At 61.8% G+C, this 13,721-nt stretch carries 12 protein-coding genes and 1 tRNA gene; 7 read left to right on the top strand and 6 right to left on the bottom strand.

The features are described 5' to 3' along the window. The coding region (locus HRF45_11670; GenBank protein MEP0767185.1) for a hypothetical protein at positions 1 to 1,372 on the bottom strand (1,372 nt) is incomplete at its 3' end. Between the two features lie 209 nt (positions 1,373 to 1,581). Between HRF45_11670 and rimI the strand changes: the two genes are divergently transcribed. Further along, a complete protein-coding gene (rimI, locus tag HRF45_11665) occupies positions 1,582 to 2,109 on the top strand; it encodes a ribosomal protein S18-alanine N-acetyltransferase (GenBank protein ID MEP0767184.1) in 528 nt (175 codons plus the stop codon). Beyond that, positions 2,090 to 3,088 carry a tRNA (adenosine(37)-N6)-threonylcarbamoyltransferase complex transferase subunit TsaD gene (tsaD, locus tag HRF45_11660; protein ID MEP0767183.1) on the top strand — a complete coding sequence of 333 codons (999 nt, stop codon included), beginning with the start codon at positions 2,090 to 2,092 and terminating at the stop codon, positions 3,086 to 3,088. The genes rimI and tsaD overlap by 20 nt, the downstream gene beginning before the upstream one ends. 24 nt (positions 3,089 to 3,112) lie before the next feature. Here the strand turns inward: tsaD and HRF45_11655 are convergent, their stop codons facing one another. The 5 genes from HRF45_11655 to HRF45_11635 form a co-directional block, all read right to left on the bottom strand. Next, on the bottom strand, positions 3,113 to 4,936 hold the full coding sequence (locus HRF45_11655) for a hypothetical protein (protein ID MEP0767182.1): 1,824 nt from the start codon (positions 4,934 to 4,936) through the stop codon (positions 3,113 to 3,115). Between the two features lie 115 nt (positions 4,937 to 5,051). Further along, on the bottom strand, positions 5,052 to 6,704 hold the full coding sequence (locus HRF45_11650) for a tetratricopeptide repeat protein (protein MEP0767181.1): 1,653 nt from the start codon (positions 6,702 to 6,704) through the stop codon (positions 5,052 to 5,054). A gap of 26 nt (positions 6,705 to 6,730) precedes the next feature. Then, entirely contained in the window at positions 6,731 to 7,678 is a 948-nt protein-coding gene (gene ispH, locus HRF45_11645; GenBank protein ID MEP0767180.1) for a 4-hydroxy-3-methylbut-2-enyl diphosphate reductase, read from the bottom strand. A gap of 64 nt (positions 7,679 to 7,742) precedes the next feature. After that, positions 7,743 to 9,014, bottom strand: a complete 1,272-nt coding sequence (locus tag HRF45_11640) for a PDZ domain-containing protein (protein MEP0767179.1) — start codon at positions 9,012 to 9,014, stop codon at positions 7,743 to 7,745. 77 nt (positions 9,015 to 9,091) lie between these two features. Beyond that, on the bottom strand, positions 9,092 to 10,060 hold the full coding sequence (locus HRF45_11635) for a glycosidase (protein ID MEP0767178.1): 969 nt from the start codon (positions 10,058 to 10,060) through the stop codon (positions 9,092 to 9,094). A gap of 187 nt (positions 10,061 to 10,247) precedes the next feature. On the opposite strand from HRF45_11635, the gene HRF45_11630 reads away from it, so the two are divergent. From HRF45_11630 to HRF45_11610, 5 genes are all read left to right on the top strand, one after another. Further along, positions 10,248 to 10,339 (top strand) — tRNA-Ser (locus tag HRF45_11630). An 830-nt stretch (positions 10,340 to 11,169) separates the two neighbouring features. Beyond that, positions 11,170 to 11,526, top strand: coding sequence for a cupin domain-containing protein (locus tag HRF45_11625; GenBank protein ID MEP0767177.1), 357 nt, complete (start codon positions 11,170 to 11,172; stop codon positions 11,524 to 11,526). A 139-nt stretch (positions 11,527 to 11,665) separates the two neighbouring features. Continuing rightward, positions 11,666 to 11,899 (top strand): hypothetical protein, encoded by a 234-nt coding sequence (locus tag HRF45_11620; GenBank protein MEP0767176.1) that lies wholly within the window; start codon positions 11,666 to 11,668, stop codon positions 11,897 to 11,899. Positions 11,900 to 11,983: 84 nt separating this feature from the next. Further along, complete coding sequence (locus tag HRF45_11615) at positions 11,984 to 13,321, top strand: PIG-L family deacetylase (protein MEP0767175.1); 1,338 nt, start codon at positions 11,984 to 11,986, stop codon at positions 13,319 to 13,321. A gap of 186 nt (positions 13,322 to 13,507) precedes the next feature. Then, positions 13,508 to 13,721, top strand: a 214-nt coding sequence (locus HRF45_11610) for a hypothetical protein (protein MEP0767174.1), incomplete at its 3' end; no start/stop codon positions are given.

The raw sequence follows: 13,721 nt of genomic DNA, 5'->3' as shown, positions 1-13,721 counted from the left end.
GGGGAGGAGGAGGGAGCGGATCCGGGGGCCAGTCCCACGCGGGCCAGCGCGACGGAAGGTGCTGGATCTGGTCAGACCAGAACATGACTTCTCGCTCGCCCACCAGGCAACCGGGGGCAGCAACAGCAGTGTCGCTTGACCCGGCCACGTATCGTTGGAGGATACGGTCGTGAGCGTAATTCGGAAACTGATATGGACTGCCTTGATGCTCCTCGATAGGCCACCATGCGGGCACGCCTGCACGGATCCAGTCAGCCTTATCCCTGTTCCGTAAGTCTCCAAACCTGCCCACCTCGGGGCCATCCCAGGGTTTGGTCCACCGAGTCACCCACGGGTTCAACTCGTTGTTGACCTTTAGGCCTTGGGGCACTCCGTTAGGGAACCGTTCATTCACCGACGTTCCTGGCATCCAGAACCCCAGGTGATCTCTCAGCCGATACATGTAATAGCGGCTGTTGTAATACGGCGGCGGGTCCGGCGGGGGTCGGCTGAGAAGAGTTGTATGGTCAAGCTCCGGGTCCGCGGACACCAAATCCGTGCCCTTGGGCTTGTGTGCTGTGAGCCTACGGTAGTTCTCGTAGGCGGTCGTGTGGACGAGGTGACTATCGTCCCACGCTTCGCCCAGACGGACGTCATCGTATATCACCGCGTAGACGAGCCAGATCTCCAAACCGCCCATCTGCGACCCGCTACGTGCGTAGAATTCTGCCTCCCTGGCCTGGGAGGAGCCGTTCGGGGCAACGCCCTTCATGCACAGGCTTCCAGTGGGATAAACGGTGTGATACCGATCCCCCTGCGGTTGCGCATACCGAGCCGTTGCTTTGATGCCTGCCGGAGGTTGCAGATGCCTTGGCCACGCCGGGGGGCCCGGCCCAGGAGGTGGGTCGAAACCGTGAAAGGTTATGTACCAGGGCAGGTACTCCTGGTGATAATCGTGCGCGTAGCCGGTGATGCCGTTAGCCGGCACGATGTCGAAGGGACCGCCCACGACGAAGTAGATTGCCGTACCGACCCACTGCTGCGGACTGCAGCCTGGGGCCTCCACCACGTGCGCTTCCAGCGATATGTTGCACACGCCCGTCTGGTTAAAGCGCACCAGGGGGCTAGCGGTGTCGCCGCCTTCTCGCACTTGCGCTCCGCACCCTTCGAAAGTCCAGTCGTACTCCACCGTGCAACCTGGCGGGACAGGATCGAGCTGTGCCACGAACCGGTACTGGCAGTACTCTGGAAGACCGGCGCTGTCGCACGATAGCCCGCCGACCTGCTTGTCGCCGATGATATTGACGACCCGTGGCTGCGCGAGGCACGGCAAAGTTAGGATAGCCCAAAACAACGGGGATACCGGCCTCAGCTTTGCGATTCTGCCTACCATCGAATCGCCTCCTCCTGCCCATTATACTGTCCCCCCCCGTTGCTACAGTATTATTACTAGGTTCTCAGCTTTCGCCTGGCCCTGAATCGCCGTTTCCAGCGCGCCACCCCCCTATGGCACCGTCCCGGGTCGCCACCAGCAGGCCCAAAACCCTCCCCACCGGTCCGTCGCCTCTGGCCCGTTCGAGTCGCAGAGTAAACTGAGGTTCTATGAGCGCCGTCCTTCAGCGTCTGCGTATCGAGCCCATGCGAGAGGAGCACCTCGACGCCATCATGGAGATCGAGGTGCGGGCCTACGCCTGCCCCTGGTCCAGGGCTTCGTTCGCCGCCGAGTTGACCAACCACATGTCGCACTACGTGGTGCTGAAGCAGGCCGGGATGGTGATCGGCTACGCGGGGGAATGGCTGATCGTGGACGAAGCGCACATCACCACCGTGGCCGTCGCGCCCGAGCAGCGGCGCAAGCGATATGGTGAGCTGTTAGTGTGCGAGCTGCTTCGTCATGCCGTCGAGAAAGGCATGGCGCGCGCCACGCTCGAGGTGCGATCGAGCAACGTGGTCGCACGCAGACTCTACGAGAAGTACGGTTTCGTGACGGTGGCAATCCGCAAAGCCTACTACCCCGACAAAGAGGACGCTTGCGTGATGTGGCTGAACGACTTGCAGTCGCCCGAGTACGTGGAGACGCTGAACAGGCTGCGAAAGGAGTGTGCACGAAGTGCGGGTCTTGGCGATTGAGACCAGTTGCGACGAGACATCCGCTGCCGTGGTGGGAGAGAACGCCACGGTGTTGTCGAACATCGTGTCCAGCCAGATTGACCTCCACGCACAGTGGGGAGGGGTGGTACCCGAGGCTGCAGCACGTGCCCACGTGGAGCGAGTCACCCTAGTGGTGGAAGAGGCCTTGAAGCGGGCGGGCATGGAGTATCAGGAAATTGATGGCCTGGCCGTGACCAACCGCCCGGGCCTGGTGGGTGCGTTGGTGGTAGGTGTGACAGCTGCGAAGGCGCTCAGCGTGGCGTTGGACAAACCGCTCGTGGGGGTGCATCACCTAGAAGGTCACATCTTCTCGGCTCTGCTCGCCGACCCGTTTCTAACATTCCCCTACCTCGCACTGGTGGTGTCCGGAGGGCATACGGAGCTCGTGCGAGTGGATGGACTAGGCAGGTACCGTGTGTTAGGTCAAACACTCGACGATGCCGCGGGAGAAGCGTTCGACAAAGCGGCTCGGCTGTTAGGCTTGCCCTATCCAGGCGGAGCACATCTCAACCGCGAAGCCGTCAGTGGCAATCCGGCCGCCGTAAGCTTTCCGCGCTCGCTGCCAGGTGACGGCTACGACTTCAGCTTCAGCGGGCTAAAGACGTCGGTGTTACGATATGTGGAGAAGGCCGACGGGACGCTCGACGTGCCGGACGTGGCTGCCAGCGTGCAGCAAGCGATCGTGGACGTGCTCGTGACGCGTACCGTGTCGGCAGCGGAGAACGAAGGCTTGGATACGGTGGCACTAGTAGGCGGAGTCGCGGCGAATACCGCATTGCGCACCCAGTTGGAACAGCGCTTAACGGAGATCGGATGCGATTTCGTGGTGCCCGACTTCGCCTATTGCACCGATAACGCTGCCATGATCGGCGTGGCGGGCAATCTACGCCTGAAAGCCGGGTACTACGACGACCTTTCCTTGGACGTCTTCGCATCCGCACCCCTTCCAGAAAACTAACCTGTAGCATCGGGGAGCACAGGTTTATGGCTGCAGCCGCAGCGTCCAATCACCTAGCAACGCCCAGAAGTACGCTTTCTTGCGCCGAATGCGAGTGGTGTTATCCCGATTCTCTTCGGGATTGGCACCGTCTACCGAGAAGTAATGCATCCAGGCATCGCCCCAAGTCCCGCCTTCGCCCAGCACCTTCGCGAGCTCTGCCGGTTCGTCATTGAATACCTTTCCACGACCGATTAGCACGAGACCATTACAGTACATCATGAGCGCCTGCGCCCCTTGGAACTTACCATAGTCCTCGTGACCATAGGGAAGCACGTCATACTCGGCAGGAGTGATACCTTCGCATCCGGTATACAAGAACATGTTAGGCGTATCCGGGAGTACCCGATTGCGATACATCGTGTAGTAGAGGGCGAATCCCCCCGTGCCGGAGGAAAAGCTAGCAGGTAGGAGACGGTTTCCCTTCTGTTCCCACGCCCAGGAGATGCCGCCCACTTCACGTAGCAGTTCCTCGCTGTCAGAAGACTTGCCGTAGTCCGAGCCCCACGGAGAGGAGTGCGCTTTGATCGCTCGAAAGAGGGCAGGGCGCTGCATCCATTTCACCCAATCGTTCACGGTAAGGTGAGTACCTACCAAGTCGTCATGTTGCTTCTTGTCCCATCCTGGCACCGCCGCCATGATCTCTGGTACGGAAGACCCCCACTCCGTGGAATAGCACCCGGCTCGGGCAGCATCCCCCGCGCCCTGCGTTCGATAACGATGATTGCGCTCGAAATAGGCGTATAGCAGCTCTCGCTCCAGATACGGATCGCGCACCCACTGCCTGGCAAAGGAGGGTACTTTGCCCTCCTCGAACTGCGCCTCCAAAGGGCGCCCGTTACTGTCAATTGCCGGGTGCCCATCGGAAGAACGGAGGCGTGGATTCGGGCGCAACGCTACCATGGAAGCGTCTAACCGCGACACCGCAATCTCGGGGCGGGCGAGTGGGTTGGGCAGCCTCCGGTCGTCTGCCGTGCACTCGTTGTCTACGGGGCCCACTCGCGAAACACGAAGAGCTTTGCCTTCGCGCTCGATACGGAAAGCGCCGTCTTGCACCAGGAAGTAGTCACGAAAGGTATCAGTGCCCGTCTCCCAGTCCTCGGTCGCCTGGGTGATGTCCTTGTCCGGATAAACGGCGACCACGAACGGTAACTTACGCTCGTTTCGCTGATAGACCTTCTCCCAGTCCCCGTCCAGGTCTGCGAGCACGATGTCCGCCACGCTGGACACCGGCTCGGGACGTGATACCAGCCAGTGCACGCCCGCGAACTTCTTCTCGTTGTCGGTGCCCGCGTTCAGCACGAGGTCCCCATCCTTCTCCCAATAGTTCTGGCGAACGATGGATGCAGCGGGGAACCGTCCGACGAGGATCACCCCACGCAACCCAACACCTGCCCGGTGCACACTCTGCAGGCAGCGTCTGAGTGCTAACACGGTCAGCCCGTTCTGTTTGCGTTGTCCCGGCTCCAGCTTGGCTTCCAGGGCGAACGCGTGATAGCCGTCCCGTGCCAGGTCTGCGACAAACGTTTCCAGCGGTCGGTCCAAGGCCCTCGCGCCTGCGAGCGGCTCCAGCAGCCGGCTCTCCACGATCACCAGCACCGTTCCCTTTCCAGAGCCTTGCGATTCGAGTGAGTAAGCGCCCTGTAGGTTTCGGATTCGGCGGAGGTACTCGATTTCGGGGTAGCCGTCACGGTTGACATCCAGCTGCTGCACGCACGCAGTCTCGACCGCCGTGCGTACGACATCGAACGAGGGAGCCGGTGCAATCTGCAGCGACAGCGTGGCCAGAAGGGACAGGATGAAGCTCATGGGACCATGATACACCGATCTCGCAACAAGACTGCGGTCCCGGCGACAGCTACGCTGCTACCCAGAGTTCCCGACTAGCCCCATCCCTCGGGGGCGCGCTAGAGGAGGGGCTATTCTAAGGTGCTACTAGAACCGGTGAGCGGCCCCACTTGGTCATGTACCGGAACGCCTCGTCCAGCGTCGGCATGGACATTGCGATCCCTTCGGGGCTCAGCTTGATCGCAGTGTCCATTGCCTGCCGTGCCTTTTCCGGCTGATTGGCCCTGGAGTACACCGCGGAACAAACGTATTGCACCCATGCCGTCTGACCACCCACTACCTGTGCGCCGGCAGCGAGCCTAGCAGCATCTGCATTCCGGCCGCTGAAAGCGTGCGCCAACGCAAGACCCGCTAGGGCACCGGGCGATTCTCCTCGCGCGGTGAGTGCAATCTCGAAAGAGATGCGAGCAAGGCGTAGGTACCTCTCAGCAGCCTTCGGATCTGTGGTAAGCCGTGCGGAACGCATGTTCTCCATCGCCCGCGCAATGTGTACTTCCGACAGCGCGGGATTTTGCAGCAGCGCATTCTCGTATGCCACACGAGAAGCTTCGTACTCTCTCTGATCGTAGTAGATGCGACCGAGGTAGTAGTACACCTCGGGGTTGCTGAACCCACTGTCCAGCAAGTCGGTCGCAGCTGCCTGTGCGGCTGCGGCCTTGCCGCGATCCAGCACGATAAAGGCTTGGCACAGTCGCACGAACAGCGACTTCCGATCTTGCTTGAACGCCTGCTGCATCAGATCGTCCGCCTTCGTATCCTCCCAGCGAAGCGAGGCCAGCACCGCACCCATCGCATAGGTGCGCGCATCTCCCAGCCCGCGCTTGACCAGAGCATCGAAGGTCTTCTGTGCGTCCACGAGCTCCCCTCGTCGGAGCTGTGCGTACATCATCCGGTTCTGCGCATCCACGTTCTTCGGGTCGCGTTCGATTATCGGACGTAGTATATTCTTCGCTTCACCGAACTGGCCGTATTCGAAAAGCAGAGCTAGCCTCTGGTTGAGAGTAGCTTCAGTCGGCTGTCCCAGCGCACGCAATCGCAACTCGATGGCCTTGTTATGCGCATCGATCGCAGCTTTGAACGCGGCTTTCTCGTTCTGCTCGGCCTTCTCCGGATCGTCCCCTGTCGCCCGCACGGCAATCGCTTTGCGAACGTGAACCTGCGACAGAATATCATGAGCAAAGGAGGATGTCGGGTCCACCTCGATGGCGTCCTCGATGTACTTCTGGGCCTCGTCGAACACCCCCATGCCTAGGTTGGCGCGTGCCATCACGATAAGGGCGGGAGCGTACTTCGCGTCGGCTTTCAGAGCGACTCGGGCGGCGAGGATAGCATCTTTCCACTTCTGCTCTCGAAGGGCCTCTTCGCCGATCTCTGTGTGGTGCTTTGCGCCCAGCCCGATCTGATTGTCGGTCGTGAGCTTATAGGTCACGCGTTGTGAGCTGCCGTCTTCCGCATAGGCAGCAATCACCAGTGTATATGCGCCGTCGTCTCGCTCGATTGTGTCGAACGTATATTCGTAGGGGGTGCTCGTGTCTATTCCGACCAGCTCGTCGTTCAGGTAGAACTCCACCTGCTGGATGACGCTATCGGACTCGCAGGTGGCAATAATCTTGAACAGGCCCGCGATGGTATCCCCGTCCTGCACGTTCACGTTGACCTTGATGTCCGCGAATGCAGGAGCGAAGCACGCAAAGCAGACTGCGGTCAGCACCACGCGAATGGCGTTCATCGAGACCTCTCTCCGCCGCGCTGCGGCTACTTGATCTTGTATGCGCTAAGCTTGTCGGTCACGTCGCCTTGGATGTCGTAGTGACCGCGATCCTTGGGCACCACTGCCTCTCCGTGCGACAGGAAGTCCAGCACCTCGTCAATCACGAAGTCCGGCGTGCTAGCCCCTGCCGTCACACCTACGGTTTCCGCATGCTCGAGCCATTCGTCTTGGATCTCGTCCACCGTTTCAATGTGATAGGCGGGGGTATTCGCCTTCTCGATGATGTCCCGCAGTCGGCGGGTGTTGGCGCTGTTCTTCCCTCCGATGACCAGCACGACGTCCACCTGATTGGCTAGCTGCAACGCCGAAGCCTGCAGCTCGTCCGTCGCGCCGCAAATCGTGTTCACTGCCCGCACCTCGAAGGCCACCTTAGTCAAGGCGCCGACGAGTGCCGCGAAAGTTTCCCCCTGCTGCGTGGTCTGACTGACTACGCCAACCTTGCGCGGCAAGCCCACTTTCTCGATGTCCTCTGGGCCGGAGACCACTGTGTACTTGCCCCCCGCGGCCTCGATGGACCCAATGACCCCGCGCACCTCGGTGTGGCCCTGGTCGCCCAGAATGACGATCTCGTACCCCTCTTGCACCATCTTCTGGGCCGCTTTGTGAACCTTGGTGACGAACGGGCACGTCACATCTACGATGTCCAAGCCCTTGTCCTTGGCATCTGCGATGGTCTTCGGCCCGACGCCGTGAGCGGACATCACGACTATGCCGTCTTTCACCTCGTCCAGGCTACCGCAGAAGCCGATCCCCATCTCCTTATGCTTCGCGACCACCTGCGGGTTGTGAATGATCGGGCCCAGCGTCGTCAGGTTGCCGCTACGCTCGGCCCGCACGCGTTCCACGATCTCTACCGCCCGGCGCACGCCGAAGCAGTATCCGTAGGCATCGCCTAGAACGACCCGATGCTTCCTCTTTGCTCGCCGCTTCACGGCACTTTCTATCGCCAAAACGCCCCCCATTCGGCTCCGTATAGGCTGCGATTGTACCTGCGCCTCATCGCCCCGGGTCCCCGAACAGCTCCAACGCCAGCGCAATCGCCGGGTCCATCTCCCCTCGCTGCAGCGCCATCGCAACCTCCAAGCCCGTAACTCGATGAGTCGGCTGAACCGGGTTCGCCTCCAGGCGAATACCGAGAGGGGTCAGGTAGTCCGCAGCGGGATACTGCAGCATGTAGCTCTTGCCGATCGGCTCGGACTTGCTGGCCAACACCACGCCCGCAGAGGGCATGCCGATCACCGCGAGCGGTCGCCCGGCTTCGACGAGTGCTCCGGCGGCAATCTCTGCGGCGCTGCCCGAGTTCCCATTGACCATCAAAATCAGCTTGCCGCGAAACGGGCCGTAAGCCGGTTTCGGAGAGAACAGCTCCAGGCGGCCCGCTTTCTCGATGGCGGCAAGGTCCTGAAAAGCCGACAACGACTTCGCGGTTGGCGTGTAGGGCTGAGCCTCCGTCATCTCCAGACCTTTCTTCGTAATGAAGAGCCCGAGGGAAGTCCCAGGACGCAGGAAGTAACTGCACAGATCCGCGAGATACGACAACGTTCCACCGCCGTTGTCGCGGAGGTCCACGATGATGTTCTCGAACTTCACGGCGTCCTTCATGGTTTCGCGGACCCAGGTCGTGCTGTACCCGCCGTCCATGAACGAGCGGACGCGGATGTAGGCCGTGCGTGGAGTCACAGCGTAAAACGCGTTGGGCGGTCGGTACTCGAAGGCGCGCACGCGCACCCGCCGACGATGGATCGAGCCGTCCGGCTTTCGGTACTGGATGCCTACGGTGGTGCCCGCCTGGGCGAAGAGCCCTGCGTTCGTCGGCCTCGCGTCGTTCACCGACATGATGGTGTCGCCGATCTCCACGCCGCACTCGTCCGCTGGCGACCCAGGGGCAAGCTCCGTGACCACGATTTCCCCACCTACGTGATCGCCGTACGCTCCAATGCCGACCAGTTTCTGAGTGACCAGATACTGCATCGTAGCGGGCGTCAGTATCTGGAGGTGGGACACCTTGGTGGACGCGAGCGCTTCACGCAGCAGCCCAATGAAGGTGGCATCGTCCTTCGCGTCGTCCAGCTTCGGCTTGTACTCCTCCATCAGCTTCGGCCACTCCTTCAGCTTCCCGGCAGGGTCGTACGCCTTGTCAGCGAGAGTGGAAGCGATGCGCTCGAGCATTGCCGCGCGGTCGGCCTCGTCAAGGGTCTGCGCGATGCACGGAACGAGGGGCCAGGTGAGCAGGGCAACAACGATCAGACGCGTGGAGATCAGCTTCATGCTCTTCCTCCTGATACGAGCGCACGCCGCAGCGGCGTGCCCGCCGATCTTGGGGGATGATGCTCCCTCTCGGTCTCTCAGCAGGGCTCGCCTTCCGTCATCAGCCAGTCAATCAGGTGCCGGAGCTTCCCGATTGCCAACGCCACCGCAGTGTCTGCGGCCCCATAGTACATGTACACCTCGTCCGTGTTTGCATGGTACGTGGTGCCGCAGGGGAACACGACGTCCGGAACGTCTCCGACCCGCTCGTAGTCCTCTTCCGGCGAGAACACCCAGCTCGGCCCCCGCCGGATCATCTTCGTCGGATTGTCCAGGTCGAGCAGGGCGAGACCGAGCCGGTAGATCGAGCCTGAAGGCGTGACCCGAACGCCGTGATACATCACCAGCCAACCTTCAGGAGTTTCGATGGGTGGCGGCGAGAGGCCGATTTTGTTTGCGTCCCACCACGCGCCTCTGCGTGCCTCGATGACCACCTGGCTGTTGCCCCAGTGTGTGAGGTCGGGCGAGAACGAGATCCAGATGTTGGCTCCCGCGCCGATGAAAGCCGGCACCGGCCTGTGGATGAGCGCCCATCGCCCGCCGAACTTGCGCGGAAGCAGGGAAGCGTCCTTGTCTTCGGGCGGCATGATGACCCCACGCCGCTCAAAGGTACGAAAGTCCTCGGTGAGCGCCAAGGAGACCAACGGGCCGCCCGCCGAGTACGCCGTATAGCAGATCGAATACTTGCCCAGCTCCTCGAGGTACACGATGCGGGGGTCTTCGACGCCCCACAGCTCCTCGGGGAAGTTCACCGGATCCGGCGAGAAGGTCGGTTTCTGGTCCACGACCCAGCCCGTGATCCCGTCGCGGCTGCGGGCGGCCGTTAGGTGCGAGTGCCCCCTCCGGTCCTCGACCCGGACCAGCAGCAGCGTGGAACCGTCTTTCAACAGCGTGGCTGCGGGATTGAAGACCGTGTTGGCCCCGTACGGCCAGCGCTGGGCGGAAAGAATCGGGTTTTGGGGATGGCGGACGAACAACTCGTCGAACGGAGAACGGCTTAGCTTCATACTCCTCGCTCACTTCGGGCGGATCGGATTCCACGCAAGCGAGGGCCACGACGCCGGACCGGCACCGTCGCAGGTCGCTCACGCTACTCGCGAGCCGCGGGATATATGTACATTCTCTGCGCGACGGGCCGCGATCCTGCAGGTCAGGTTGACTTCCCACACGGGGAGACGCATAATAGGGCTCGCCGGAGTGGTGTCCGAGTGGTCTAAGGAGCACGACTGGAAATCGTGTAGTCGCTGAAAGGCGGCTCGTGGGTTCGAATCCCACCCACTCCGCCAGCCGGAAGTGACTACACTTCAGACGCCTCGAGGCGGGGGGAATCCGTGAACAATGGCCCGAACGGTGTGGACGCGTTTGTCGCGACGGCTCCCGAGACTGCGCGAGGCCATCTGAACCCACTTCGGCAGACCATCCATCAGGCCGTTCCCGAGATTGAGGGGGCCTCGGATCCGGAACTCCGTACTGTCGCCATCGCGGCCCACTGGCATCCTTCGATCTCCACAGGAACCACATAGGGCTGTACATCGCTCCAGCCTAGTGATCGCCGGGCACGCCGATGACCGGAAGGGGCACAAGACTGCGAAGGCGACGATCCAACTGCCGCTCGATCGGTAGATCCCCGCCGAATTCGTCCGCAAGCTAATCGTAGCGCGAGCGCTCAAAATCGAGGAGTCGACGAATGAAGACCGATTCGGCGCGTGCGAGCGCCGCGGCACCCCTGCGTGGTGTGAGCACGGCGGGCCCGTCTCGGACGTCCGCGACAACGGCCTGCGCAGTCCCTCCAGAGCATTGGCACCGAGCGCAGGTTCCCGTCTTCGCGGGAACGACAGCTAGCAAGCGATGTGTGTGTAATGTATGATTCGTTCCCGCGAAGACGGGAACCGAGGATGCCGGGGACCGAGAGAACGCACGATGCTCCGTATCCGATGCAGCGTCCATAGTAAAAACCTTGCCAAAGTATCGAACTTTTTTGCCGAGATGATTGCTTGGTTGGTACTTTTCGCCTACCACCGTGCTAAGATACGACGTTCCGTGTGGGCGCTCGGGCTGTTGCCAAGCACGCCGATGCCGCGCGTTCACCGAGCCAAGAAGCTAACGAGGTGAAGTAATGGACAAGATGGAGAAGAGGAACATGGCTTCTCCCGACGAGACGCGAGAGTTCCCGAAAGGCAAGCTCGACCTAATCACCGTAGGGGGTGTCACTTTCGGTCGTGCGACGCTCGACCCCGGCTGGCGGTGGTCGGAGTCGGTCAAGCCGATCGCTCAGACCGAGAGCTGCCTCGCCCCGCACACCCAGTATCACGTGTCCGGCAGGCTGCGCGTCCGGATGGACGACGGTAGCGAAGAGGAATTCGGGCCCGGAGACGTAGCCAAGCTTCCGCCAGGCCACGACGCTTGGGTCGTCGGGAACGATCCCGTAGTCCTGATTGATGTGACCGGCATGGGTGAATACGCCACTCGCTAGTCGTACAGAGGCCGTCGACCCGTGAGGTCCCGGAGGCCGTCGGCCTCTCCCACGGTTCCTGCGCACCGAACTAGCCATTCCACGCGTTGCCGCCCCAACAGCGGATCGGCTATTATGCTCTCCGGGGGACTGGAGTTACATGGCATCATCCGGCGCGGCGACCGTCGAGCAATACCTGGCCGAGCTGCCCGAGCACAGGCGGAAAATCCTCGACGCCTACGCTGAGGCGGAGAAGAAACTCGATATGGGCAAGTCGTGCGTCCGGTTCAGGAAGCTGGAGGACCTGCCGCTGGACCTGATCGGCGAGGCCCTCGCTGCGTTTCCCGTCTCGAAGCTGATGGGTCTGAACGCAGCTTCGAACGCCGGGAGATAAATAGTGCGACCCACGAGCCCGACCCAGAAGCGCCGTCACGTACGGTGGCGGCGGGGTCTAGGATTCGGAGTTGGTTTACCTGCAGTGTTCCTGCTCACGGCAGCCGCCGTCTATTACGGCGAGCTACATCTGACGGTCCGCGCCACGCCCAAGCCGATCAGCGCACTTCTGCCACAGCCCCGCGCCGGAGAACGCCTACTCGTGCTCGCCCCACACCCGGACGACGAGGTTTTGGGCTGTGGTGGCCTGATCCAACGTGCACTGGCCAACGGTGCCGACGTCACGGTTGCCGTGATAACCAACGGGGAAGCGTTCGAACCGAGCGTTGCGCTGGAAGAGCGTACCCTGGAGCCTTCTCGCGAGGACTATCGGGAGTATGCCGCCAAGCGCCGTTTGGAGAGCCGAGAGGCCTTGCGCCAGCTCGGCCTGCCGAACGCCCGGCTACGGTTCCTGGGCTACCCGGACAAGGGTCTTGCCAACCTCTGGAGTAAGCACTGGAGCGAGCCTGTACGCACTCGATTGGCAGCGCGCGACGGTGACCCCTCGCGGTTGCCGACAGGCAGCGATCTCGCCGACGACCTATTCGCTCTCCTCCTCGAGACCAAACCCGATCGCATCTTCGTTACCCACCCCTTAGATGATCATCTGGATCACGCGATGGCATGCGCTTTCCTGCAAGTTGCACTCCTTCGATACGCGTCCGAGGTACGAGAGCGGCCTCGGCTCTACGGCTACTTGATCCATCGCGGTGATTGGCCCATCCCACAAGGGCGCTATCCCGAGGCGTCGCTCAAGCCGCCGAGTAACCTCGACGACCGCGCCGCCCTGTACCTCCCGCTGACGGAGGAGGAGATTGCGGCGAAGGGTCTGGCCTTGCGCTCCTATGCCTCGCAGACGCGCTTGCTGGGCCGTTTCCTTAGTAGCTTCGTGCGTGCCAACGAGTTGTTCTTCGAAGTTCCCCAGCCAATTCGAGTTTCGCACCGACGCATCGCGCTAGGCGACGCGAGCACCGAGTGGGCAGGCCTGGAACCCGTGTCGAAGGAGCCCGTGGCCGACAAGCTGGTGCGGAACATCGTGCCGGGCCTAGACGTGGAGGCTGTGTACGCTGCGGCGTCGGCGGGACTGCTGCATCTACGCTTCGACTTGGCGGGGCGGATTGCACGTTCGGGGGAGTATCGTGTCCTGGCTAGGTGGTTCGATGCCGAGGGGCAGAGCGTGCACTTCGACGAAAAGAGCATTCGACCGAGCCGAGGCGCGCAGGGAGAGCGGGTGTACTGGCGCAACAACACGCTGGAGATGTCTCTACCCATTCCCGCCAAAGACGCCGAGTGGGCCGCTGTCCGGATGGAGACGCGCCTCCTCCGTCTGACCAATGACCGCACCCCGACCATCTTCCTCCGCCTGCCACGTTTCGGCGACTAACGAACACCGTCGTGCCCAAGCCGGGAATCGCATGTACTGGCGACGGGGCCTGGCACGGGCTGCATCGGTAGGTGTCTTGACAAACCGCGTAACCTGTGGTTCCATGCCTACTTCTACGACTCCGAAGGTAAGCGGCGATCTCATGTCTTCCGCAACAAGACGGACTACGTGGCGGAGAAGTGGGGGATGGAATACTTCGCGACCAGTCACTACCGCGTGACGTCAAGGGGCGATGTCGCCATGATGTTAGGTGCCGACCCGAACGACGCGAATGCGGGCTATGACCTTTGGCTAAACGACCGGAACGTCACGCTGGAGGTGTTCGGCCCGAATCGGTTTCGGTTCGGCGCCCCCGGCATCCTGTTCGAGACGGGTGACATGTTCTGGACAGGCAGTTCGC

The organism is Fimbriimonadia bacterium (assembly GCA_039961735.1).
GTDB lineage: Bacteria > Armatimonadota > Fimbriimonadia > Fimbriimonadales > JABRVX01 > JABRVX01.
The sequence above is the reverse complement of the archived record's forward strand: the minus strand, read 5'-3'. Positions and strand labels throughout refer to the sequence as shown.

Excerpts from the sequence above, each read along its gene's own strand:
- HRF45_11655 (MEP0767182.1), bottom strand. The coding sequence starts at position 4,936 with ATGAGCTTCATCCTGTCCCTTCTGGCCACGCTGTCGCTGCAGATTGCA.
- HRF45_11640 (MEP0767179.1), bottom strand. The coding sequence starts at position 9,014 with ATGAAGCTGATCTCCACGCGTCTGATCGTTGTTGCCCTGCTCACCTGG.
- HRF45_11650 (MEP0767181.1), bottom strand. The coding sequence starts at position 6,704 with ATGAACGCCATTCGCGTGGTGCTGACCGCAGTCTGCTTTGCGTGCTTC.
- rimI (MEP0767184.1), top strand. The coding sequence starts at position 1,582 with ATGAGCGCCGTCCTTCAGCGTCTGCGTATCGAGCCCATGCGAGAGGAG.
- HRF45_11635 (MEP0767178.1), bottom strand. The coding sequence starts at position 10,060 with ATGAAGCTAAGCCGTTCTCCGTTCGACGAGTTGTTCGTCCGCCATCCC.
- HRF45_11625 (MEP0767177.1), top strand. The coding sequence starts at position 11,170 with ATGGACAAGATGGAGAAGAGGAACATGGCTTCTCCCGACGAGACGCGA.
- HRF45_11620 (MEP0767176.1), top strand. The coding sequence starts at position 11,666 with ATGGCATCATCCGGCGCGGCGACCGTCGAGCAATACCTGGCCGAGCTG.